Origin of the sequence: Scytonema hankhaensis NUACC26 (assembly GCF_045865695.1) — a bacterium.
Classification (GTDB): domain Bacteria; phylum Cyanobacteriota; class Cyanobacteriia; order Cyanobacteriales; family Nostocaceae; genus Scytonema.
On record NZ_BAACAP010000236.1, the window covers coordinates 1 to 25,022 of the forward strand.

At 41.8% G+C, this 25,022-nt stretch carries 22 protein-coding genes; 6 read left to right on the forward strand and 16 right to left on the reverse strand.

The window, feature by feature from the left end; genetic code table 11:
* From ACKTT2_RS37740 to ACKTT2_RS37775, 8 genes are all read right to left on the reverse strand, one after another.
* Window positions 1–1,354, reverse strand: a 1,354-nt coding sequence (locus tag ACKTT2_RS37740) for an ABC transporter ATP-binding protein/permease (RefSeq protein WP_407896106.1), incomplete at its 3' end; no start/stop codon positions are given.
* Window positions 1,355–1,696: 342 nt separating this feature from the next.
* Entirely contained in the window at window positions 1,697–3,472 is a 1,776-nt protein-coding gene (locus ACKTT2_RS37745) for an ABC transporter substrate-binding protein (protein WP_407896107.1), read from the reverse strand.
* Between the two features lie 249 nt (window positions 3,473–3,721).
* Window positions 3,722–4,138, reverse strand: coding sequence for a type II toxin-antitoxin system VapC family toxin (locus ACKTT2_RS37750; protein ID WP_407896108.1), 417 nt, complete (start codon window positions 4,136–4,138; stop codon window positions 3,722–3,724).
* Entirely contained in the window at window positions 4,138–4,359 is a 222-nt protein-coding gene (locus ACKTT2_RS37755) for a hypothetical protein (protein ID WP_407896109.1), read from the reverse strand. The genes ACKTT2_RS37750 and ACKTT2_RS37755 overlap by 1 nt, the downstream gene beginning before the upstream one ends.
* 147 nt (window positions 4,360–4,506) lie before the next feature.
* Window positions 4,507–8,325, reverse strand: a complete 3,819-nt coding sequence (gene cobN, locus ACKTT2_RS37760) for a cobaltochelatase subunit CobN (RefSeq protein ID WP_407896110.1) — start codon at window positions 8,323–8,325, stop codon at window positions 4,507–4,509.
* 168 nt (window positions 8,326–8,493) lie between these two features.
* Window positions 8,494–8,730 carry a hypothetical protein gene (locus tag ACKTT2_RS37765; protein ID WP_407896111.1) on the reverse strand — a complete coding sequence of 79 codons (237 nt, stop codon included), beginning with the start codon at window positions 8,728–8,730 and terminating at the stop codon, window positions 8,494–8,496.
* Complete coding sequence (locus ACKTT2_RS37770; protein ID WP_407896112.1) at window positions 8,730–9,701, reverse strand: DVUA0089 family protein; 972 nt, start codon at window positions 9,699–9,701, stop codon at window positions 8,730–8,732. Before ACKTT2_RS37770 ends, ACKTT2_RS37765 begins: the two co-directional genes overlap by 1 nt.
* Window positions 9,702–9,765: 64 nt before the next feature.
* Entirely contained in the window at window positions 9,766–11,556 is a 1,791-nt protein-coding gene (locus ACKTT2_RS37775; protein ID WP_500691415.1) for a filamentous hemagglutinin N-terminal domain-containing protein, read from the reverse strand.
* A gap of 353 nt (window positions 11,557–11,909) precedes the next feature.
* On the opposite strand from ACKTT2_RS37775, the gene rppA reads away from it, so the two are divergent.
* Window positions 11,910–12,587 carry a two-component system response regulator RppA gene (gene rppA, locus ACKTT2_RS37780; protein ID WP_407896114.1) on the forward strand — a complete coding sequence of 226 codons (678 nt, stop codon included), beginning with the start codon at window positions 11,910–11,912 and terminating at the stop codon, window positions 12,585–12,587.
* A 16-nt stretch (window positions 12,588–12,603) separates the two neighbouring features.
* On the opposite strand, the gene ACKTT2_RS37785 is transcribed toward rppA, so the two are convergent.
* Window positions 12,604–13,206, reverse strand: coding sequence for a hypothetical protein (locus tag ACKTT2_RS37785; protein ID WP_407896115.1), 603 nt, complete (start codon window positions 13,204–13,206; stop codon window positions 12,604–12,606).
* A 70-nt stretch (window positions 13,207–13,276) separates the two neighbouring features.
* Between ACKTT2_RS37785 and ACKTT2_RS37790 the strand changes: the two genes are divergently transcribed.
* Window positions 13,277–14,554 carry a sensor histidine kinase gene (locus ACKTT2_RS37790; protein ID WP_407896307.1) on the forward strand — a complete coding sequence of 426 codons (1,278 nt, stop codon included), beginning with the start codon at window positions 13,277–13,279 and terminating at the stop codon, window positions 14,552–14,554.
* Window positions 14,555–14,583: 29 nt separating this feature from the next.
* Here ACKTT2_RS37790 and ACKTT2_RS37795 read toward each other — a convergent pair whose 3' ends face one another.
* From ACKTT2_RS37795 to ACKTT2_RS37815, 5 genes are all read right to left on the reverse strand, one after another.
* Window positions 14,584–15,117, reverse strand: coding sequence for a hypothetical protein (locus ACKTT2_RS37795; RefSeq protein ID WP_407896116.1), 534 nt, complete (start codon window positions 15,115–15,117; stop codon window positions 14,584–14,586).
* A 205-nt stretch (window positions 15,118–15,322) separates the two neighbouring features.
* Window positions 15,323–16,300 carry a protein translocase subunit SecF gene (gene secF / locus ACKTT2_RS37800; protein WP_407896117.1) on the reverse strand — a complete coding sequence of 326 codons (978 nt, stop codon included), beginning with the start codon at window positions 16,298–16,300 and terminating at the stop codon, window positions 15,323–15,325.
* Between the two features lie 260 nt (window positions 16,301–16,560).
* On the reverse strand, window positions 16,561–19,275 hold the full coding sequence (locus tag ACKTT2_RS37805) for a cation-translocating P-type ATPase (protein WP_407896118.1): 2,715 nt from the start codon (window positions 19,273–19,275) through the stop codon (window positions 16,561–16,563).
* 48 nt (window positions 19,276–19,323) lie between these two features.
* Window positions 19,324–19,839, reverse strand: coding sequence for a hypothetical protein (locus ACKTT2_RS37810; RefSeq protein WP_407896119.1), 516 nt, complete (start codon window positions 19,837–19,839; stop codon window positions 19,324–19,326).
* Window positions 19,840–19,960: 121 nt separating this feature from the next.
* Window positions 19,961–20,239 (reverse strand): nucleotidyltransferase family protein, encoded by a 279-nt coding sequence (locus tag ACKTT2_RS37815; RefSeq protein ID WP_407896120.1) that lies wholly within the window; start codon window positions 20,237–20,239, stop codon window positions 19,961–19,963.
* 536 nt (window positions 20,240–20,775) lie between these two features.
* Between ACKTT2_RS37815 and ACKTT2_RS37820 the strand changes: the two genes are divergently transcribed.
* Complete coding sequence (locus ACKTT2_RS37820) at window positions 20,776–21,048, forward strand: type II toxin-antitoxin system ParD family antitoxin (protein ID WP_407896121.1); 273 nt, start codon at window positions 20,776–20,778, stop codon at window positions 21,046–21,048.
* Window positions 21,049–21,051: 3 nt separating this feature from the next.
* A complete protein-coding gene (locus ACKTT2_RS37825; RefSeq protein WP_407896122.1) occupies window positions 21,052–21,255 on the forward strand; it encodes a type II toxin-antitoxin system RelE/ParE family toxin in 204 nt (67 codons plus the stop codon).
* 125 nt (window positions 21,256–21,380) lie between these two features.
* Here ACKTT2_RS37825 and ACKTT2_RS37830 read toward each other — a convergent pair whose 3' ends face one another.
* Window positions 21,381–21,986: a nucleotidyltransferase family protein gene (locus tag ACKTT2_RS37830; RefSeq protein WP_407896123.1), complete on the reverse strand. Its 606-nt coding sequence runs from the start codon at window positions 21,984–21,986 to the stop codon at window positions 21,381–21,383.
* A 90-nt stretch (window positions 21,987–22,076) separates the two neighbouring features.
* Window positions 22,077–23,069, reverse strand: a complete 993-nt coding sequence (locus ACKTT2_RS37835) for an NAD-dependent epimerase/dehydratase family protein (protein WP_407896124.1) — start codon at window positions 23,067–23,069, stop codon at window positions 22,077–22,079.
* A 123-nt stretch (window positions 23,070–23,192) separates the two neighbouring features.
* Between ACKTT2_RS37835 and ACKTT2_RS37840 the strand changes: the two genes are divergently transcribed.
* Both ACKTT2_RS37840 and ACKTT2_RS37845 read left to right on the forward strand, forming a co-directional pair.
* Window positions 23,193–24,080 (forward strand): helix-turn-helix domain-containing protein, encoded by an 888-nt coding sequence (locus tag ACKTT2_RS37840; protein ID WP_407896125.1) that lies wholly within the window; start codon window positions 23,193–23,195, stop codon window positions 24,078–24,080.
* A 166-nt stretch (window positions 24,081–24,246) separates the two neighbouring features.
* Window positions 24,247–24,903 carry an isochorismatase family protein gene (locus ACKTT2_RS37845; protein ID WP_407896126.1) on the forward strand — a complete coding sequence of 219 codons (657 nt, stop codon included), beginning with the start codon at window positions 24,247–24,249 and terminating at the stop codon, window positions 24,901–24,903.
* Window positions 24,904–25,022 lie beyond the last annotated feature (119 nt).

A 25,022-nucleotide genomic window follows, 5' to 3' on the forward strand; every position in this document is an offset into this window, starting at 1 on the left:
CTAAGATTATATAAGGACGTTGGGGTAAAAATAATACGGATTCTAGGGAAGGTCGCACCAGACGACCAGTCCCTGCATTCCATAACCCAGCGAGCGCTCTCAATAGAGAACTTTTACCTCGACCACTTGGTCCCACAATCAATAAACCTTCTCCAGGCTGAACTGACAATGACAAGTTTTCGACAATTACCTGCTCATAGTTGGGTGTTTGTAAGGTGAGATTCTCAAAAGCGAAATGATTCTCTTCTATTGTTTTAATAGTACTCACATTTTTGGGTTGTTTAATCACTGCTTCTACGGCATTTGAAAACTCAGATAAACGCTCAACATAACTGGAAAAGCTGCCAGAAGTGCCAAACTCCTCTATTAATTGTCCTAAAGCAGTAGCAAATAAATGACAAGATGTAGCGGCTAGAGTAATTTCTCCAAATTCTATTTCACCTCTAATATCTGCAGGTCCAAATACTATAAAAGGGAATATTTGAATAACAGCTTGATATCCTCTATTAAAAATATCTTTATTTTTCTCCCAGTTTATTTTCTGCCGACTCACTGTTATCAAATGATGAAATCGACGCTGAATAATATTTAATTCTTGCTTTTCTCCACTAAAGAAGGCTATGGATTCAGCATGATTGCGAACATGAGTCAAGCAGTAGGTGTAGTCACCTTTAGCATCAAGTTCTTCTTGGTTAATTTTATTCAATTCTTGATTTAAATAAACAGCGATTAAATTGCCTATGACAGTATAACAAACTAAAATCACTGCAACTTGTTGAGAAATTGACCAAAGAATTATTAGAAATGCTATCATTTGTAACACTTTTTCTAAAAAAGTAGCTGAAAAACTGAGAGCATTACTGGCAATGGGTTCAATTTCTTGAGATAAACGTTGATCGGGATTATCTATATCGGTAGAGAAATTTATTTTATAATAAGCTTGCTCCTTTAAATATTTTGATAAAATCTGATGATTTAGCCATTGATACCAATCAAGAGAAATTAATTTTCTAATATTTTTAGACAATCCTACCAAGAGCGTTACTAAGGTCAGGGCAATGCCGTAAAGAATCAAAAATTTCCAGAACTTAGTCAAATCTTTCTCGACAATAACAATATCGAGTAAATAACGATTCATAAAGCTACTAAAAACAGTTGCACTTACCAGTGCTATTATTAATATAATTAAGAAAACGAGCATTCCCCATGCACGAATCACGTCTGAAAATGCTCTTCCTCCTACTTCTGTAGGATACCAGTAAGGTCCAGCGACTACTTTTACATCTTGCCAAAATTGAGTAAAAGCTGAAGAAGTATTTGTTAATGATTTTTCTTGAATAACTTGAGTTGGCATATCTGGAAATAAACAAAAATTATTGTGGACAAATTTCTTTTTTTTCAGCTAGTTAATGAGTCATAAATTTTCATGAAAAATAGATATACGTTTAACCAGCTTGAATATAACAAGTTGCATGGAATTGACTTTGGCAATTACCATTTTCATCCACTGCGACAGTGTAGAATTTGCAAGAGAAGTATATAGACTGGTTGAATCCAAGCTGGTAAATTTCTGGCTAACAAATTTTGCATTCTATACATTGCTTGACTTAACTTCTGACAATGATACCACTTAAGTTTTTGGTTGACTATCTTGACTGACAAATATATATCTGACGTCTTCTCCAATCGCGCCGACTCACTTGAGTTTCAGTTCGTAAACATTCCAGAATGCCCCTGCCACAGCAGAAAATTTTATATTATGAATATGATTTCGCACTGCTGCCATAGCGAAAGGGTTAACTATATAGATAAATGGCAGATATTCCTGAGCAATCCGTTGAGTTTCTGCATAGATAGCTTTACGCTTTACTGCGTCCAATTCCCTCGCCCCTTGAATATAGAGATCGCCAATTTTCTGCTCCCATTCTGCTACTTCGTGCCCCACTATCAACGGCTGCCCTTTTGAAGGTTTTCTGTTAAAATAGTGCCAACTACTTTCAGGTAACCAAACATTAGCCAAATCATTCGGTTCCATAGTAGCACTATTACCAAACAAAAGAAATTCCCAATCCCAAGAATTAAAGATTTTATCTAGAAAGAGGCTATTCGCCAGGGGATTCAAATCAACTTGAATACCAATTTGACTCAAATTTCGTTTAATCTGTGCTGCCATTGGCTCGCGGATTTTGTTGCCAGCATTCGTCATTAAGGTAAAACGCACCAAATTTCCTTCAGAATCTAATAACTGTCCTGTACTAGTGTATTTAAAACCTGCTTTTACAAGCAATTCTTTGGCTTTTTGAGGGTTGTAGTCATATACTTTTAAACCTTCTTTAGGAGAAAGATATTCGGGGCTTTGTACAGGAAACGAAGAATTTTGTAAGTTACCCAATCCCCTAAAGATATTGTTAAGCATTTGCTGACGATCGATTGCATACGCAATTGCTTGTCTAAATTCGAGTGTATTGAACCAGCGGGATTTGATTGGGTCAACAATTGGTTTACCGTTCCTAATTCCTTTGTTGAGGTTAAAACTAACAAAAGTCATAAATCCACTCGAACCACCATTATAAATAGTGAATTTACCTCGCTTTTCTTCACGCTTCAGTAAAGAAAAATATTCAGAAGGTACATCTATATAATGTAATCCGCCAGAGCGAAACTGTATCAAAGAAGTACCGGTATTGTCAACAATTTGCCGAATCACGCGCTTAATATAAGGCTGAGAATTGCCTTGGGCATCTTTTCGCCAATAATAAGGATTCTTTCGGAAAATTATCCGTTCGCTCGCGGTGAAAGCCTCTATCTTGTAAGGACCATTAACAATAATTTTTTCTGGCGGAGTATCTATACCCCAAGTTGAGAGAAATTTCGGTTTGCCCTCAGCGTCTTTTGTATTAACTGATTCCTTCAAAGCGTGCTCTGGTAGTATTGGCAACCTGGTTGTGCGAAGGAATGGGGTAAATGGTTCGGGTAAGGAGAACTCAACTCGCAGTTCGTCAAGCTTTCGTATAGTAGGTAAGGCTTGATTTTTACCAATTTTTAGCAAATCTCTAGCATCTGTAGGAATAGCTTCATTAAGGTAAACGTCGTTGTAAGTGAACAACACATCATCTGCCGTTAAAGCTACTCCATCTGACCATCGAAGACCTTTTCTCAAAGTAAAAATAATCCTTTGACTATTTTCTGAAATTTCCCAAGCTTCGGCGAGATATGGTTCAACTCCCCCCTGACTATTTTCTCCTACTAGCCCCTCAGAGGTGAAGTTTAAAGTATCGGCTTCCGCTTGGGCAAGAGCCGGGTTAAAAGTCTTGGGAAAGATTGGAGAACTGAAAACCAATTGGGATACTGAGGCGGGTGCAGTTTTTAGGCTAACTAAGTTGCAGCTAATGAGTGCAATCGCGGTCGTTAAAGCCAGTAGAATCGCCAGCCAACGACGGTAGACGGCAGTGAAAATACTATAAAGCCTCATACATAGTTTTAGCGTAAATTACTACTGTTTAGATAAGCAAAGTTAGGAGACAGGAGTCAAGAGTCAGGAGAGAAACATTTAGAGGGTGTTTGAAAAGTCGGGTATTTTGTAAAAAAGCTCTCTCAGTATACGTCAGTAAAACCCATGTGACGGTCTCCGTAAATTTAACCACAGCCCTAATTTGTAAATTAAATTAGTATTGTCATCAGGTAAGGATTCTTCTTTTGTATTTTATGAAAGTATCTAAGTTTATTTACTATCTAATGTTTCGTTGAATTCTTTGGGTGACATTACTGGAATTTCTGCATTTACAAAACCAGATGCATCACGAGTTACAATTATATCCACCCCGTTCGCTATTCCAGAAGCAAACTGTACCGCATCCTCAAAATCTCGAAAATTTAACGCAAGCGCTTGTTCCAAAATACTTCTGTCAATCGCACAAATGCGTAAATCAGTCAATACTTGAGTAATTGCATTTTGAGCAGCTTGCAAACCTGCGGCTCTGCGAACGATATAATAAATATTGGTGATTGTTGTTGCTGCAATAAACCCTTCAACCTCACCAGTATCAACCCTCTCGAAAAGTAGCGCAGCATCTTCCACAAAAGGCTGTCTTTCTTGCAGAAAATCAAGAACAATATTTGTATCAATTAATGCTTTCATTATTTATATTTCTCAGTGAGATAATACACATAATCTTCTGTAATGCTTTCATCATCGGATAGGGTAACATTTTTAGCAATACCTCGTAACCTAGACAAATTTCCTTTCTTCTGCACTGGGTTAGTTTCTTGCTTTAGTGATTCGAGCAAAGTTTGCACTAACTGCCAACGTTTATCAATTGGTAATTTTAACGCTTGTTTTTGCAATTCTGGCAATGTCATTAGTTTCTTCCTACTTACTACTATGTGTATACTTCTCGGACATAAAATTTATTACTCCAACTACATTTGTAGTTTTGAGTATGCAACCTGAGTGTAGACTCTTAATTATAATCTACACTACCTGAAGAAAGTGCAAGACAGTGCAATTTAAAACTGACTTTCAATTACCCCTTCTGCTTCATTGACTAAACAACGCAATTTATCAATAATTTCTCCTGACACATTCTCCCACAAACCTCGTTGGTGAGCCTCTAATAATCTTTCTGCCATATCCCGCAATACCCAAGGATTATTTTGTTGAATAAATTGTTGAACTTTGTCATCAAATAAATAAGCCTCAGCTATTCCTTGATACATGAAATCAGCAACACAGTTAGTCGTAGCATCAAAGGCAAATAAATAATCTAGGGTTGCTGCCATTTCAAAGGCTCCTTTATAACCGTGACGCATGGCTCCTGCAATCCATTTTGGATTCACAACTCTGGAGCGATAAACGCGAGTTATTTCTTCTGTAAGCTTGCGGACTTTTGGCTGTTGAGTACGAGAATTGTCACCAAAATAAGTGACGGGAGCTTCTCTGGAAACTGATTTGACAGCAACAGTTAAACCACCTTGAAATTGATAGTAATCATCAGAGTCTAATAGATCGTGCTCTCGATTATCTTGGTTCTGCAAGACGATTTGCATGTTGTGCAACCTTTGGGTAAAAGCTTCTGGTGCAAATTTCCCCTCAACTTTACGGCTGTAGGCGTAAGCACTCCAATTAATATAAGCACGAGCTAGATCGTCTTCGTTTGTCCAGTTTTGCGATTCAATTAAACCTTGTAATCCAGCACCATAAGCACTCGGTTTTGAACCAAAAATTCGATAGAGCGATCGCGCTTTTGCTTGTTCTGCTGTTAATCCTTGGGTTTGCCAAAACTCTGTTTCTGTTTTCACTTTAGCAGCCAAGGGATTTATATCTTCAGGCTCATCTAAATTAGCAACAGCAGTGACAGCACTATCGAACAAATCCATTAAATTAGGGAAAGCGTCGCGGAAAAAACCGGAAATTCTTAAAGTCACATCCACACGCGGACGACCTAAAATTGAAGGAGGTAAAATTTCAAAATCTACAACTCTTCTAGATATACCATCCCAAACGGGTTTAACTCCTAATAATGCCAAAGCTTCCGCAATATCATCTCCTCCTGTTCGCATGGTAGAGGTTCCCCAAACAGATAAACCTAATGTTTGAGGATATTCTCCGTGTTCTTGGGTATATCTTTCTATTAATGTTTCTGCTGCTTGACGACCTACATCCCATGCAGTTTCTGTGGGAATAGCACGAATATCGACAGAGTAAAAATTCCGTCCTGTGGGTAACACTTCTGGTCTTCCCCTGGTTGGAGCGCCAGATGCACCACTCGCGACATATTTACCATCTAATCCTCTTAATAAATTAATAATCTCTTTCTCTGTTTGTTTGAGTGCTTTTAGGAGATAATTTTGAATCCATTTTAACTCTTGAGTTGTTGCTTCACCGCTTTGAGGTATTTCTTTGGTTTCAATTAGATAAGTTACTAAGTCTGATGCATAATTTTCAATGACTTGAATAACATCACCTGTAATTCGGCAGTTTTTTACCCCCCTTAATCCCCCCTTGTAAAGGGGGGAAACTTCGGCTCCCTCCCCTTTACAAGGGGAGGGTTGGGGTGGGGTAATCTCAAATCTTTGACTAAAATCTACAGTTAAAGGGTCAAAATCTAATTGCCAATCCTTTGCGGTCGCCCTCGTTAACCCCAATCTACCAACACCAGGATTTCTGGCAATAGCAACAATTAAATCTCGTAATTGTTCTCCTGATGGACATCGACCAAAAATGTGCAACCCATCACGAATTTGAGCTTCTTTTAATTCACAAAGATAACCATCAGCCGCGTTCAGAAATGAGTAAAGAGTAGTTTTATCAAAACAGGAAATATCTATTCCCAAATCTTGATGGAGATTTTCTTGCTCAATCAATTGAGTGATGCGATCGCTAATTGCGGGTAATCGTGATGGCTCTAAACTTTGAGCTTCATAATACTCATCAATCAATCCTTCTAAAGAGTTTAAACCGCCATATAATTCCGCACGAGTCATGGGGGGAGTTAAATGGTCGATAATGACTGCTTGAGAACGTCTTTTGGCTTGGGAACCTTCTCCCGGATCGTTGACAATAAAAGGATATAGATGAGGAATTGCTCCCAAGACTGCTTCGGGATAGCAATTTTCAGAAAGTGCTACACTTTTGCCTGGTAACCATTCCAAATTACCATGTTTGCCAACATGAACGATCGCATTTGCACCAAAATACTTGACGAGCCAATGATAAAAAGCCACATAGCTGTGGGGAGGCTCTAAGTCAGATGCGTGATAATTCAAAGATGGATCGCGATCGTAACCCCGTGCTGGTTGTATTCCAACAAAGATATTACCCAACTGTATACCAGGAACGGGGAATGAATCAGTCTCTTCAGGGAAACCCCAACGATTTTTTATTCCTTCTTGTACTGCTTCAGGTAAGCTATGAAAATGTTCTAGATACTTCTGTAAAGACAAAGATTGTCGCACGTTTCGGAATGGATATCCCTCTAAGTCGTTAGTGACACCAGTTGTTAATAATTGAATTAATTCCTCTCCCGTATTGGGAATATTATCCACATAATACCCCGCTAACTGTAAAGCCTTTAGAATTTCTATGCAACTTGCTGGTGTATCCAATCCCACACCATTAGCTAACCGTCCATCACGATTGGGATAATTAGCTAATATCAAGGCAATTTTGCGATTTTGTGGTGGAGTGTGTCGTAATTTTACCCAATTTGCAGCCAAGTCTGCTACAAATTCAATCCGAGAAGCAACGGGTTCGTAGGTAACAATATCAGTTTGTAGTAGAGGGTTTTGAGTTTGTACTGCTTTGAAAGAGACTGCTCTTGTAATAATTCTGCCATCTACTTCCGGTAAAGCAACATTCATCGCTACATCTCTTGGTGTAAGTCCAGACGAGCTAGATTCCCACTGTTCGCGACTGCTACCACTGAGAATGACTTGTAACACTGGGACATCTAATTGTTCCCAAAGTTCTACTTGTGGCGTTTCTGCTTCTAATTTTGCTAGAGAAAAACTCGTTGTATTTAATAAGAGCTCGGTATTTTGACTGCAATATTTTAACAACTCTGCTTGAACATCTGGCTCTCTCAGGGAAGAGACAAAAATAGGAACTGCTGTGAGATTTCTTTGTGCTAAAGCTTGACAAAGTGCATCAATGGCTGCTGTATTTCCAGCTAAATAATGCGCTCGATAAAAGATAATGCCAATAACACCAGATTGTGGATCTAGTTTGTGTGGAGATGTGAAATTATTCTCTTGTTGCTCGTAAATAATGCGATCGCGTGGCGAATATATTCCGACACGAGGGACTGGCTGGGGTGGATTAAAAGTATAGGTACAACCAAGGAAAGTTGTCGCGACAAATTTCAGACTATTAAGATAATTTTCCGTACCACCCTCATTGAAATACTGCCATATCCGATTAGCTTCTATTAAAGAAACATTAGAGTGACCGATTAAATTTGGGTCGGGTCGTTCGTCTCCTGGTAAGACAATTAATTTAGCCCCTGTCTGCTGAACCGTTTGTTCGACAACTTCTAATCCGTAACTCCAATAAGCACGACCGCCAAGTAACCGTACAATAATAATTTCGGCTGCACTTAATACATCTTCAGCATAAGTATCAATTGTCAGTTGTTGCTGGAGTTGTAGCAGATTGACAACCCGTAACTGTGGAAATTCAGAGGGGAGTTGAGTCACAGCGACAGATAGAGTTTGAATGTCCGTATCTGCAGCTGTAATCAGGACAATAGGTGCTCTTTGCTGTTCGATGAACACTACGCCTTCTACAGACGGATTCCAACCTCCTGGTGTAGTTGCAAGACGATGCATAGATTTTAATTAATGGATTTTCCGGTTTTGAGTGAGAGAAGTTTAGCATAAGAGCAGAATATTACCAACATTTTCGCGTCAAAGCCTCTGTCATTTTTTTATGACTTACGCATTGGTTTGTGACTAAGACGGGCGGGGACGCCCGTTCCACAAGATTGATGTCATTTTTTATGACTTATGCATTGGTTTGTGACTGTGACAGGATGAGGGAGTAAACAAGGGCTGGTAGAGATTTACACTTGGCGTTTGAGCAAACAAAATTACATTTCCACGAGTATCGAGCGCCCAGCCCTGTGCCTCTACAATTGAGGATGGGGAGATGTTTTCTCTTGCTTCCCTTGTCCTTTGTTCTCCTGCTGTTTCCTCATCCAGCTTTACCCAGTCTGCCAGTACATCATCACCCATTAACAGCTCGGTTGGACTGGGCGGTAACCCTCCGCGTCCAGAAGTGGAGCAAGAACGCCAGCACCGTTATTGAAGATGTTCCCCCTGTCGCTATAAGGAAGGTTATCCGAACTAGAAATTGCCAGGTAGTAAACACCAGAGTTAGAGGGAGTCAACAAATCATTTGCTGGCAAAGTAGATTGAGGACTCCTTCCACCCGCATCATTGCCATAAATTCCCCTACCGCTAGCATCGAACAGAAACAACCGGGTATCTACTTCAGTTCCACCAATGGTGGTTGCTGAGAAAGTCCGATCGCCAGCTAGGAAAATTTTGTATAAATCAACATCATTATCGTTACTCAGTTTTCCTGAGATGCTGGTGATAATTGTACCTGGTTGGGTGGACAAATCTTGAGCAGAGTCAAGGAGCGAACCAGCCTCACCATCTTCTTTTGCCGCAACGCGATTACTTGTGCTAACAGATGCCTTAGTGCTGGCGAGTAATCCAGTATTCTTACCAGAAAGAAAAATGTCTTCTAATACGTTAAGTGTAATATCACCGGCTTTTCCAGAGCCTGCCGTACTGGTAACAACCTGAGCACCATTGGATAATGAGAGCGATCGCGCCCCTATTTTAATCTCACCTCCATTTCCTGTAGCTCCTGGTTCCACACTGCCACGGATTTGTGCGTTATCCCTTGATAAGAATGAGTCAGCTACCTGTACCCGAATATTTCCAGCATTCCCACGTCCAAGAGTCTGCGTTTGCACAACACTTCCTGAGGTTAACAAAAACGAACGACTTTGGAGATCGATCGTCCCGCTATCACCTACTGCTCCTGGAGCTACTCCACTGAGGATAGAGCCGTTGCTAATAGAGATGTCGCCTTTTGCCCGCACAGAAATCTTACCTGCGTTTCCCGTACCAAATGTAGTGGCGGCGATCGCTGAGAGATCGCGAATCATCAGTTGTCCTGCTTCGATCGACAAGTTTCCCGCATTGCCAGTAGACCCAACAGAAGTTTGCGTGAATATCCCACTGGGATACTGGGTGTTATCGGAGAGAGGTTCGCCTAATTAATCCGCCAACCCCAGAAGTCGATGAAACTGCTGATGAGGAAACTTGTGTAAATGAATCAGTTGTTAACCCGCCAGTGCTGATATTATCATTGGCATCAATGTTTATACTACCTCCATTTCCAGAAGAAGTAGGTAAGGGAGAAGATAAAGAAAGGGAACTTGAAGAAGTGGAAGTGTCTATATTCTTTGTAGTGATACTGCCGTTAATAGCTTGAAGGCTAACATTACCTCCATCGCCAGAAATATTTGTTGCTTCAGCCAAGTAAGCGGGAAAGCCAGAGTAAGAGTCTATACTACCTGCATTAATGTTGCCATTAGCAGCTAGCAATCTAATCGCGCCTCCACTACCAGAGGGAGCAAAGGGAGAGGCAGAAGAGGTGTTTAAGTTACCAGTACTAATACCGCTTCGAGCATCAATAGTAATGTTGCCCCCATAACTCTCTCGCAAGTCAGTACTTGTGTAGATCCCTTGAGTACTTATTGTTCCTCCAGAAAGAGTTGGATTTGGTTGATACTGGTTTGTTAAAAAGACTGCTCCTCCTGAATTTATAACTGTACCGCCGATAGAAATGTTTCCACTACTACGCCCACCTGTTTCCGGAAGTGGTGAGAAACCATCGGTTGCTCCCGCAATCCCGGTAGTCCCAAATGCTGTTGTCCCCGCTCTAATATCCAGTGTCTGTTGAGTATTGCCATTGATTGTTACTGAAGTCTTACCGTCCGATAACAGTACATTCTCGACGAGTGCATCTCCGGTTGTATCTGGACGCGCGATCGTAACATCTCCGGTTATAGTTACACTTCCCCCTGCTAAAATATGCAGTGATGCTCCTGTGTAGCTATTTAAGCTAACATTGCCACTGGCATGCACAATAGGGTCGAAGGGGCTGAATAAATTCCCCAAACTACCATTTAACTGCTCAATTCTGAAATTTCCTCCACTAAAATAGTGAGCATCGCCTTCAATTTTATTGGCACGCAGCACCATATCTTTTCCAGAGAAGAAACCGCTGTTTTGATGATTAATGGCAGAAATATCAACTTCGCGATCGCCTTGAATCACCATTTGACCTTTCGCTGTAGCAATGAAGGGAGCAGCGACAGTATCTCGAATTTGTAACGTATCCCGTGCTTGCAGGGTCAAGTCCCTTCCCGAGCGCAGTTGACCTTGCAACTCAAGCCTGTCAGCCACCAACGTCAAATCCTGTCCCGTTGTTAAATTTCCGGTACTAGAAATGGTTGCGCCTTGTGGACTCGTCCCATACTGTAATCCTGGCTTGAGATTTACTATCAGCAATGGCGGTGCTTGGGGATTCGTGGCACTAAATTTGCTACCATCAGGAAAGATAAAATGGCTTGCTGTACTTGCAAAAAAGGAACCAGCTACATCCAGCCGCGCATTGGCACCAAAAATAATACCATTAGGGTTGAGCAGGAACAGATTTGCCCCACCGTTTACCCCCAAAGTTCCTAAAATCTTTGAAGGGTTAGTTCCGGTAATGCGACTGAGAATATTTTCAATTCCACTGGGATTAGCAAAGTATACTCGCTGACCTTCCCCCACATTAAACTCTTGGAAACTGTGGAACAGGTTTACACCTCTGAGCGCCCCGCCCTGAATTATACTGGCCGGGAGTTCCCGAACACTAACGTTCGGGGTAATGACAGACGATTCAGTACCTAATGTATTGTCAGGTATAATTTGGGCAGTAGCATATTCCATGAAAAAACTGACATACGCCCCAATCACCACCAACCCAGACATTAATCTCCGATGGAGGGAAAGACGCATATATTTACCCGGTGGCAACACTTGATGCCATATTATACCTAAGAGCTAGCTCGCAAAATGTTTTGTTTTGCTAAATTTTGAAAAGCTTGTGTTGTGAGGTGAATAACTAAATGCACGATTAATTATCAGTGATGAGCTTTTGAAACTTCTCGTTTTAAGAGGTACTTTCCAGGCTGCAAGTGAGAGGAGCATACCACAAGAGCGAAACATTACCAACATTTTCGCGCTAGAATATTACTAATGGAAGAATTGCGTAAATTGGGTTTTTATATTATGAAAGAAGCAGGTAATCCTACTTACTTCGCTTGCTAAAACCAAAATACTTTATGCGGATATTACTGGTAGAAGACGACCCAGAACAATTAGAGCCATTACAAGGTGTGCTATCGGAAGCTGGATATATAGTGGATGGTGTTGAAGACGGAGAAATTGCACAGTGGTTATTGTCCAAAAAAGAGTACGATCTATTAATTTTGGACTGGATGTTGCCCACCGTGAGTGGGTTGAGTCTGTGTCGTCAATATCGACTTCTTGGCAAAACTGCACCCGTGCTGATGCTCACAGCCAAAGATACCACCCCGGATAAAGTCACAGGTTTAGATGCAGGAGCAGATGATTATCTTGTCAAACCTGCTGACTTGGTGGAACTATTAGCGCGGGTACGTGCGCTGTCGAGGCGATCGCCCAGTTGGCAGGGAGATATCCTCCGTGTTGCTGATTTACAATTGCACCTGAGTCAATTAACTGTTGAACGGAATCAAGTAAGTGTGGAATTATCACCACGGGAAGCTCAATTGCTAGAGTACTTGATGCGTCATTGCAATCAAGTCTTAACCCGCGAGCAGATTGAAGAAGCATTGTGGGAGTGGGGTTCGGAACCGGAAAGCAATGCTTTAACCGTCTTAGTACGCAAGTTGCGCCAACGTTTGCAGTTGGTTGGTGCAGCAGATTGGATTAAAACTGTCTACGGTATGGGTTATCGATTTAACCTCCCGGACAATTGAAAATTTTCAATGCGTGCTAATTTTTTATCCGGTAGCTGACTAACATTGTGGCATCTTTATCGGACAGTCCAAGTTCCCGAGCGATCGTAGCTTTTACAGAGCTTAATTCTGTGGCTGGAAACTCAAATTCTAACTTTTTCAGTACGGAATTGGCTGTGTTGACCTCAACTAAAGTAAACCCTTGCTTCTTTTTAATTTCAGCGAGAATTCCTAATACCTTGACGGTAGATCGCACCTGCATTTGTGTATTAGCTTGCATTTTTACTTCACCAGACAGCCCCAGTTCTTGAGCGATCGTAGCTTTTACCTTGTTTAATTCTGTAACTGGAACCTCGAATTCTAATTTTTTGAGTAATGAGTTAGTTGTTTTGAGTTCAACTAGGGTAAATTCTTGCTCTTTTTCAATTTCAGCTTCGGTTACTAACACGTTGAATACAATTGGTGTCTTTACCGTATGTGTATCAGCTTGAAGCTTGTTTGCTGTACTATACGAACGGTTCAATAGCAGGTTTGTCAACGATTCACCACCCAGTCCAAAAGCAATTAAAAGCAGTGGCAGAGGCAACAAAAATTCTATCTTTAAAGAGTGCAGTTTTTGCAACCAGTGAGATAAAGACATAGGACAATAAACTTGGTTTGATAACAAATAAATCTTCTTTTCCACGTATCTTACCTCTGGCATAAGCGTGATGTTTCATCGTAGTCGTAGCAATTTAGCTCAGTGGTTTACCTTAACAATGGGGAGTATTTTGGTCGTTTTTGCAGGAGTACTTTACTACCAAGCAGTCTTTAACGAGTTAAAGGATCTCGATCGCTTACTCTACCAAAAATCTAGGCTGATAGCAGTGAACGCGAGGTACGATCCGCGCCAGCGACAACTGGATCTGGAAAATGTGCCGTTTATTGGGAGTAACGTGCCTCCCTTGGGGAGTGAAGCTGTATATGCGCGTTGGTACGATACCAAAGGGCAAATTGTGCAATTTTTCGGTGCTGCTCCAGAGGCGCATTTAGCAATCACTCCTGGATTTCACACTATCAAAACCGCGCTTCCTTCTTCAAGAGCAACGCTAGATACTATTTGGCTGCGTCAGTTAACACTGCCCGTCTACCAGGATAGTTTGTTAATCGGCTATCTCCAAGTTGCAATCCCCTTGACATCCGCTCAGAATAATCTAGCTCAGTTACGGTTAGTTTTGCTTTTGACAGTGCTAGTAACTTTAGGAATAATAGGTTTGGCTGGCTGGTTCCTAGGAGGGCTAGCTATGCAACCGATTCGTGAAAGCTACAACCAGCTACAACGCTTCACAGCTGATGCTTCCCATGAATTGCGATCGCCTCTGTCAGCTATTACCAGCAATGCCCAATACGGATTAATTTCTCAATCTAGTAGTCTCGAAATGCAGCGTCAGCGCTTCGAGAAGATTTTTAATATCGCTAAGTCAATGAGCACTCTAGTGAATAATCTACTTGTTTTGGCGCGTTATGCAGGTCGATTATCTGCTGAATCTTTACTTGAAGTTGACTTGAGGAATTTGCTAGGAGAGATAGCAGATAATTATACAACACAAGAAGCTGGACAACATCTTAATCTAACTTATACTTTACCAACTGATAGTGTGAATGTACTGGGTGATGCAGAGTTGCTGCGTCAAGCAGTAGTTAATTTGCTCAATAATGCCTGCAAATATACGAACGCCGACGGTCAAGTTCAGTTGCAGCTGTTCATTCAGTCAAATTGGGCTGTAATTCAAGTTACAGACAATGGAATCGGTATTCCCGAAGCTGATTTGCCACATATTTTTGAGCGATTTTATCGAGTTGATAAAAAGCGAACGCGCAAAACTGGTGGATATGGTTTGGGGTTAGCAATTGTCCAGCAAATCGTCTTTGCACATGGTGGTCATATTAGTACCAAAAGTATAGTAGAGAAAGGGTCAACTTTTCAAATTTTTCTGCCGCTTAAGTAGCGTTGTCATTAATCCAATACTTAATTGTTTCAATTCATAGGAATGTCAAAAACGCGCCACTCCTGAATACCACAACGCCTTAGAACAGGTTCTGCATAACGAATATCTTGCTTTGTGCCTTCTAGCGTCATCAAATAATTACCTTGGAAGACTCTGTTGTTATAAAGTTGGGCGAATTCTTTGGGAACAAACCAACCCTGTAGCGCACCAACCAGACTACCAGCTGCTGCACTAGCTCCAGTCCCTAAAAGGATGAGTAGAATAGATTCTGCTGCTAGCGCCAGACCAATTCCAGGAATGAGCAAAGCAGCTAGACCACCGACTAAGGCAAGTGAACCTCCTGTCGTAGCGCCAGCCACCGCACCCGCAACCGCACCTTCAGATGGAGTGAGAGCGGGCTCACTCATATCCACTCCATCAGATTGCTCATCAAGTTTGGTTTTTTTGGTGATGACAGAAACTTTTTCCATGGGAAAGCCATTACTGCTCAATTCGTTGAGTGCCTGTAGCGTACTTCTACGGCTAGGAAATACACCAACGGCGTGCTGAAGTTGATTGGACATTGTGTCTTTCAAAAAGTGTACTGATGATCCGTAAAGGCTGTTGCCATTACCTGATTTATCTCCAGTCTTGACAACAAATGTGAGCAGAAAGTGATAGTACTTAATAGGATTCAGGGTAGATAGGAAATTTTTTCTCTACGGAGTGACAGAAGAGGGATCGCCCGTTACGAATAAACCGAAATTGAAAACGCAAATTGGTAAAGCTTTATTGCTTTGAGCTTCCACCACCTGCGTTTGAATCTCCTGAAAGGAGCAAAGGCGAAGTTCCATTGCGATTTCGCCACAAAGCTAGTAGTGTACTTGCAATAAAAATACTGGAATAAACGCCTGCGGTAAAACCAACCATGAGTGCTAAGGCAAAGTTTTGCAGCGTTTCTCCACCAAACCAAAAAATGGCTATCAAAGGCAGTAAGGTTGTGAAACTGGTGTTGATAGAGCGGGTTAAAGTTTGATTTACAGCGTCATCCACAACTCCATCGAACGACCTACTAGGATTCATTTTAATATTCTCCCGCACTCTATCATAGATCACCACGGTGTCATTGACCGAGAAACCCACAATGGTAAGCAGGGCAACAATAAATAAGCTATCTACTTCAATCCCCTGAACCAGTCCCAAAAGGGCGAAAATGCCAACCGTCACTAAAATATCGTGGAAGAGAGCAATAACGGCAAAGAAGGCATAATCGAACTGAAATCGGAAGCTGAGGTAAACAGTGATTCCGACAAAAGAAACCAATAGAGCCAGTAGTCCAGAGTTGAAAAGCTGACGACCTAGGACAGGTCCAACACTATCAACCTGAGTCTTTTGAGGATCAAAGACACCAATTGTTTCACTGAGCGCAGTTTGTAGCTGTATTCGTTGCTCTCTACTCAAAGGTACCGTGCTGATTGAGACAGCCTGTTGGTCACTACCCAGAATTTGAATGCTACTGTTCGCCTGTAAACCCTGACTTATCAAGACATTACGTACAGAAGCAGTATCAATCGGACTAATACAGGCATTAGGTTGGGTACAATCTCGTTCAAACTGCAACCGGGTGCCGCCCGTAAAATCAAGACTGGGTCTTAGAGGTGTCCCAAGCTGCTGCCAAGAGATTACCATTGCTATCAATCCGACCAAGATAATGATTCCTGAAATAGTCCACCATAGCGCTCGCCACTTAATCACGTTTAACTTCATTGCTTCCTTTGTTTGTCGAGGAGACTACTCTACAGATTTTGAATCTTGATAAGATCGGCTCTTTCAAGGTGCAAGTCGAAAGATTAAGGTGCTCTTCGTGTCTTCATGGTATAAAAAATTCTTTTAAACCGTAAAGGAACGAAGAGCGCGAAGGTCAAATATTGAAAATTGGGTATGATTTTCCAGGTTTTTGGTTCACCTTGAAAGAGCTAGTCCTACCTGATTGCTCAGTTTTCTATAACTTTATTGCTTCCATCTGCTTAATCCAAAGGAGCAAAACGCTTTAACAAGAGGGCTAAAACAATCATAGGTAAGCCTGCCCCAACGCAAATTAAAACTTGAGTTAAACTCAGTGGTGCAGTACCAAATACTTGATTCATAACGCTCCACTGACTGAAAGGAACTTGCAAAATGACAACAGTGATAATACCAATTGCGGGTGCATAACCAATAGATTTCGTTTTTCCCCGAGCAAGAGCAAAAACTGAGGGTAAGAATCGGCTGATTCTCAGTAGATAGAAGATTTCTGCTGCAATTAAAGCATTAATTGCCATTGTACGGGCTAAATTCATGTTCTCCGTTGCTCTTAGTATCCATTCATACATACCAAAGATGACAATCCAGTTAAAAATAGAAATTGCCACGACGCGCTTGAGCAAACTGCCTGAAAGTAAAGGTTCATTGGGGTTACGTGGTAATAAGCGCATGGCTTGAGGAGATTTTGGCTCAAATGCTAATGGTAAGGAGAGGGCAATAGAACTTACCATATTGAGCCACAGTATCTGCACGGGTATAATGGGCAGGGTTTCGGCAAAAAGCATACCAATCAAAATCGTCATGGATTCTCCGCCGTTGATCGGTAAGATAAAGGCGATCGCCTTGAGCAGATTTCGATAAATTGTCCTACCTTCTTCAACAGCAGCTTGTATTGAGGCAAAATTATCATCAGTCAGGATCATGTCAGCTGCTTCCTTGGCAACTTCAGTCCCAGCCATCCCCATAGCAATACCAATATCTGCTTGACGTAGAGCGGGAGCATCATTGACACCATCCCCCGTCATTGCCACAATTTCGCCTTTGGATTGTAGAGCTTCAACCAGCCGTAGTTTCTGTTCCGGTGCGACACGGGCAAAAACCATACTATCTTCTGCCGCTTGAGCAAGTTCCTGCTCGTTCATCTGAGCTAATTGCTGTCCGGTGAAAACACGAGATGTTGCACCTTTTTTTATACCAATTTTTTGAGCGATCGCATCGGCAGTTAAGGCATGATCCCCCGTAATCATCTTGACTTGAATCCCTGCATCTTGGCAGGCTTTCACGGCACTAATTGCTTCAGGTCGAGGAGGGTCAATCATACCCTGTAAACCCAGCAAAATCAGTTGCTCATTGATATCAGAACGAGCTACAGAATTTTGGTTAGCTGTTGCAGGTTTTTTGGCAAAAGCTAGCACTCGTAAACCTTTTTGTGCCATTGCATTTGCCTGGTGCTCTACCTGTTTGGGGTCTAGCGGTGACATTTCCCCCCTTATGTCAAGCATCTGATGACAGCGATGCAAAATTGCTTCCACTGAACCCTTAACATAGATAACCTTGCCTGAATTGGTTTTGTGCAAAGCCGCCATGTATTGAAATTCAGATTCAAATGGTATAGAATCTACTCTAGGCATTTCAGAATCAAGAATTGACTGGCTCAACCCTGCTTTACCAGCGACGACAATCAATGCTCCTTCTGTTGGATCTCCAGCCACCACTAGCTGTCCGTCTTGTTCTTGTAAGTGAGCATCATTGCACAACAGCCCTGCGAGTAAACATTCATGTAAAGCCGAATCCTCCCTCACATCAACGGGCTGTTCATCCAATAAAATTTCACCGTCAGCAGCATAACCCACGCCACTCACTGCATAATGCCTACCGCTGACAAAGATATCTTGAACCGTCATCTGGTTTTCAGTAAGTGTACCAGTTTTATCAGAACAGATAACAGTCGTACTGCCTAAAGCTTCAACAGCTGGCAATTTCCGGATAATCGCATGACGACGAGCCATGCGGGAGACACCAATCGCCAAAGTAATTGTGATAACTGCAGGTAACCCTTCTGGAATTGCACTGACTGCTAGAGCAACAGCTGCTTTAAAGCCATCAACCCAAGATTCTCCCCGTCCTAAACCAACTACAAACGTTAAAGCAGCTAGTACCAGGATCGCGTAAAGCACTTTTTGACTGAATCTATCAATCTTGCGCGTCAGGGGTGTTTCTAAATCTGTACTTCGATCGATCAACTGTGAGATTCTGCCTGTCTCAGTTGTGGAGCCGATCGCCACAACAATGCCGCTTCCTTGTCCAGAGGTCACCAGAGTGCCAGCATATGCCATATTCGTTCGCTCTGCCAGTGGGACTTCTGTTTCAAGTGGCTCAACTGCTTTCTCAACCGGAATAGATTCCCCAGTTAAAGCTGACTCATCAACTTGTAAGTCCCGGACTACGATGAGCCGCAAATCGCCTGGTATTCGGTCACCGGAAGACAGCAAAACTAAATCACCTGGTACTAACTTGTTGGAGGAAACACGTGATTTTTGACCGTCGCGCATCACAGACGCCTCTGTGGTTGTCATCTCTGCCAAGGCGGCGATCGCACTCTCCGCTTTGGATTCTTGGATAAACCCAATAATTGCGTTAAGCAGTGTCACAGTAAAAATCACAAAAGCATCTACCCAATCTTGAAGTAAAGCTGTGATGGCTCCAGCTACTAACAAAATGTACAGTAGAGGCTGATGAAATTGCAGCAGAAATCGTAACCAGGGGCTTTTCTTTTCCTGACCAGACAGTTGATTAGCACCAAAACGCTCTTGCCGATTGGCTACTTCATCAGAGGTTAGACCATTTTCACGGTCACTGTCTAAATGCCCTGCCACTTCCCGTGTAGAGAGAGTGTGCCATTCGTTTTTCAATAAATCCTTAGTAGCTGTGACTGGCATATCGGCTCCAAAATCTAGTAAATGCGTCGCTTAATTGGCTTAATCCCTTCAATTTATGGAAATATCAAAAACACGCCAATTCTGAATGTTGCACTGTTTTAAAATAGGTTCGGCACGACAGATATCCTCCTGTGTACCTTTTAGCGTCAACAAATAATCTTTTTGGTAGACTGGGTCATTGTAGAGTTGAGCGACTTCTTCAGGAAAAAACCAACCCCGTACTGCGCCAATAAGACCACCAGCAGATGCACTTCCCAAAAGAGCTATTAAAATAGATCTTGCTGTCAGTGCCGAACCAATTCCAGGAATTAGCAACGCAGCAAAACCTCCGCCTAAAACAAGTAAACCTACCGCCGTAGCTCCTGCTACCCCACCCGCCGTCGCACCTTTTGCTGGAGTCAGATTATTTTCAGTTGTGTCAGCACTATCAAGTTCAGGTTTTTTGGTGATTACAGACACTTTGTGCATTGGGAAGTTAATACTTCTCAATTTGTCAAGTGCCTGTACCGCACTTTCACGGTTAGGAAATGTACCAGTAGCTTGTTGGAGTTGATTGGAAGCCATTTGCTGCTCAAAAAGTTCTGATGAACCAAGATTTTTGCGTTGTCTGCGTTATCTTGAATGTAAACAACAAATGTGACCAGAAAGTGATCGTCTCTGAATTTTTTGTCTTTTCAGTAAGTGGCTAAATGCATAAATGGTTATCAGTAATCAGCTTTTGAAACTGCTCGTAGTCGTTGCGGGTATCGAGATCGAATAGACCTTCTGGAAAAGGAAGACTGACAACTTCCCTAGCATATTTTTTAATCACCTGTTTTGCACCTGCAGCACCACTAAGTGTCAGTAATTCTGCCAACAAAGTGCGTTTGAATAATGCTGGTACACCTTGGACTCCTCCGTATTCTGAAGCAACAATTTGTCCACCTGTATCCCAGAAGACGTTAACAATCGTTGGAGAATTCATGATTATTCAGAAGCGCTCGCACAACTTTGTTAACTTTCGTTTGTCCACATCATAATCACGTTACCACTGCTTGGATACGGTCTTTGACCTGTAGCTTGCTCAGAATTACTGAGCGACTACTCTCAGTAAACCAAAAAGTTTTTCCCAAGAGCGATGCCTGGGGCAGGCTACGCCTACGCCAAGAATAAATATCAAGTCGTTCAAGGTATTTATCTTCCATCGAGTTAATATCAATAATTTGCAACTAGTTATGCATAAGTAATCTTAATACATACTCTGTTAAGTGGTTAACAAATTTGGGATTAAAAAGTATTTTAGGCTACAAAATATTCGACAATTACCTTTTGGAAAAAACTTTTTGCTTTACTGACTCTTGTAAGACTTGTTTAATGTCCAAAAAAGGAGAATCAATATCTAATTGCCAATTCTCATCTATGAATTCTAGGTTTTCATCATAAATTAGATCCAAGTTGCCAACTATTGTTAGTAGTGCCAAAATCGGAAACAGAGACTCATTACTTCAAAAGTACCGTATTATGAACGTACATCTTGGCGAAACTCTGGATAAATTCGTTGCCAATCTCATTGACTCCGGACTCTACCAATCGCAAAGCGAGGTCATCCGCGAGGGACTTCGCCTTCTCAAGGAACGAGAGGATTTGCGCGTGCTCCGTCTTGAGGAACTTCGTCTAGAGGTACAGAAAGGACTCGATTCTCTAGCGCGAGGCGAGGGTACTCCGCTTGATATGGAGCATATCAAAGCTGAGGGACGTAAAAGGGTTGCTTCACGGCGCAACAATGGAGTGTAATCTGTGGGACAAGTCATCAAATCACCAGAGGCAGAAGTTGACCTCATCGACATTTGGGATTACATTGGGCAGAACAACGAAGTTGCCGCCGACCGGGTTCTTAATGAGATTGACCGAAAGCTCAAACTTCTGTCGAATTCACCCTACATAGGGCGCGAGCGAATTGACCTAGGTAACAATTTGCGTAGCTTCCCAGTCGGAAACTAAGTCATTTTTTATGTCCCCATTGAGAATGGTATCGAAGTTGTCCGCGTCCTTCACGGTGCAAGGGATATCGAAAACCTCTTATAAGAACCTTCCTCTTTGTTCTTATTTTTACCTCTTGCCACAGACTAGATGCACAATCGGTTATCAGCGATAAGCTTTTGAAACTGCTCGTAGTCGTCGCGGGTATCGAGATCGAATAGACCTTCTGGAAAAGGAAGACTGACAACTTCCCTAGCATTTTGTTTAATCACCTGTCTTGCACCTGCAGCACCACTAAGTGTCAGTAATTCTGCAAACAAAGTGCGTTTGAATAATGCTGGTACACCTTGGACTCCTCCGTATTCTGAAGCAACAATTTGTCCACCTGTAGCCCAGAAGACATTAACAAGTTGATTGATGATTTGGGTAGAAACGAATGGCTGATCGCACAGCATCAACACAACAGCATCCACATCCTCATTGAGGGCTTCTATCCCAGACCGAATTGAAGTACTCATACCTTCAGACCAGCAATGGTTTTCAACAATTCGTACATTGGATAACTCTATCTCCGATCGAATGCGGTCAGCATATGCTCCCAACACAACGATAACGGGGTTGCAGACTGAAGCCACCGCTACCTCAACCATATGGCGAAGCAAGCTCTGCTGTTGGTACTGTAGCAATTGCTTTGGTGTACCCATGCGAGTGGATGCACCAGCCGCTAGTAAAATCAAACCAATATTAGACATTTTTGTTGACTTTCAGTAAGCGGACTTGATTTATTTCACCATAATTTTCAAATGCTAGCAACTACGAGTGTGGCAAATCTCTCACCTTATTTACTCTAAAAAATAAGTTCCTAACTCTTTTATTCTCTCTACCCAACCTTTCACCTCATCAGCCACTTTATACTTCCATTGAAGTTGAAGTACTTCTCTGGTATGAGAATCATCAAATATAACTTTGTCTTTGTTTTCAAAGACTGGCGCAATAAATTCTACCCTCGCAGCCCGGGCAAACAAAGTTGCCACCTGGCTAATACTCAAATTTTCAGGCGCAGCAAGGTAATGTCCTCCTTTAGAGCTTTTGAGCGCTGCGGCAATGTAGCAGTCTGCTAAATCTTCAACATGAATCCACGCTGTCATAAAATCTGGTGGAAATGGCTGAGAGCCTTGGTATGGTTTCCCTGTAATGAACTGCTGAATTGCAAAATCCCAGAAACCGCCACGAGTTGGTGCCCAACCATACACTGATGAAGGATACACAATCGAGGCGTTACCTCCATTGCTGATATACTCTTCTACTAGCCCATCTTTCAACGCATTTACACCTGCGAGTAAGTCAAGACATACTAAATATTCGGGCAGTGTATAACCTTTTGGCGGAGGTATTTCTGTTATTCGTCCTCCATTGGCGGTAATCAAAGAGAAATTCCCACTAGTTGTAATTACATGAATATCTGGTGAAACTGCACTAGCACCGTGTAAAGCGGCTTCTAATGGTATACGGTCACGAGCGAATTGAGCTTCTTTGGTTGATTCTAGAGGCATGTGCCACGCTACATTAATTACCGTTGTAATATCATGCTTACGAATTGCTCTAATAACATCATTGCTGGAAATTTCTACCTCTTGAGAGCGGATTATTTCCTTGCAGAAAGGCTTTATACCCTCAATATCACTACTTGGACGCACAAGTGCCAATACGGCAAAATCTTGTGTTTGAGAAAACCGACGGCACAGTGCTCCGCCAATATAGCCGCTTGCACCTATAATCAAAATATTTTTAATGGAAGAGCTTTTTTCGTCTGAAAATTCTTTGTTGTCTGACATATTTTTGTCTATTACCCTTGTCACTCACTTTCACAAACGGAAACCTATTGCCTAAAAAGACATTGTAAACTTGTAAGGGAATAGTTAACCATAATGTAATCAAAATACCACAAAGAGCCACTTATGAAGAAAAAAGAAATAATTGTTGATGCCAGTCGAAAAGAGTCTGTGAGTCAAGTTTCTTCGCATCAACCTACATTATCTAGCTACAGTACACAATGGGCAAATATCAGCTTGGTTTACCTACAAAACCCACAGAATGAAACACCAGAACATTCTTGCGTCAATCATATTATTGGAATACAACTCAAAGATGTACTCGGTTCGGAGCGACGATTGGATAATATCCACAAGCATGAAGACCGCAAGTTAGGTGAGATGGCGATTGTACCTGCTAATGTATCCCATTGGTCTTATAGTGGTGAGGATACTAAGCTCCTCATTCTCGCACTCAATCCAAGATTTGTTTCTCACATAGCCTACGAATCCGTCGATCCAGATCGAGTTGAGATTATACCCCAGTTTTCCCAACCAGACCCACTTATTTATGGAATCGGATTGGCTTTGAAAGCAGAATTAGAGTCGGGGGAAGCTGACAATCAACTTTTTATCGATTCCTTAAAAAATTCTTTATGTATACATCTATTGAGAAAATATTCTTCTCGTCAGCACTCTATTAATGAACAGAGTCATGAAATACCAAAAGCTAGTTTTAGGAAAGTCATAGAGTATATTCACACACATTTGCACACCAATATTAACCTTGCTACTCTCGCGGAGTTACTGGGGATGAGCCAGTGCTATTTTTGCGATATGTTCAAGCGATCGCTAGGTGTTTCTCCTTATCAGTACGTGTTACAACAACGAGTTGAACGAGCAAAGGAGTTGTTGAGACAAGATGTCCCGATTGTTGATGTTGCGCTTGAATGTGGCTTCGTCAATCAAAGTCATTTTACCAAACAGTTCCGCAAACTGACAGGAGTTACACCTAGTAAGTATCGACAGGAGTAGTAGGGAGATTTAGTTTTTTTTAAGATTCTAAAGAATTGAACAATTTTCAAAAAAATAGAGAAGACGGCAGTATTGCTTTCTATATAAAATTCCAATGAATTCGCTCTTTAGGTGAAATTCGTAAGAATTTGTATTGCACCAAAACTCTTTAGGAGAAATAAACAAGATGGCAACCGAACGCTCTACAGATTTCCGGTTCTACGAACAACTAACACCTGATAATGCAGCTATGCTGTTGATCGATCATCAGGTTGGGACATTATCCTTTGGAATCACCGATATCGATCCAGTGAATCTAAAAAATAATGCGCTTTACTTAGCTGAAGTTGCAAAGCTGTTCAATCTCCCGACACTCTTAACGACTAGCAATCCAAATGGTCCTAACGGACCTTTATTTCCTGAATTGATTCAAACCTTACCAAATGTACCGATTATTGACCGAGTCATCATCAATGCTTGGAACGATCCAAATTTCGTGACTGCTGTTGAGCAAACTAATCGCAGCAAACTGATTATGGCAGGTGTGACAACGGATGTTTGCTTGGCATTTCCTGCAATTTCAGCCGTTGGTGCTGGCTACGATGTTTACGCTGTTATTGATGCTTCCGGGACATGGAATCAAACTGCTCAAAATGCTGCGATCGCTCGCATGAGTCAGGCGGGTGTAAAGTGCATCAATACAATAGCAGTAGCTGCAGAATTGCAAAAAGACTGGACTTTACCCACGGCTCCGCAAATGGGTAGTATTTTCGCACAACGATTGCCAAATTTTGGTTATGTCTTCACTGGCTTAGAACATACCAAAAAATTAGCCGTTCATTAATTCGATCGCCTAGATTATCCAAAACAGGACTTACGCAAACTCAACATATTTTCTTGTATTCCAGATGTTGTAGATCCCCCCATTTCCCCCCAACCCCAGAGGGGACCCCTAGCCCCCCT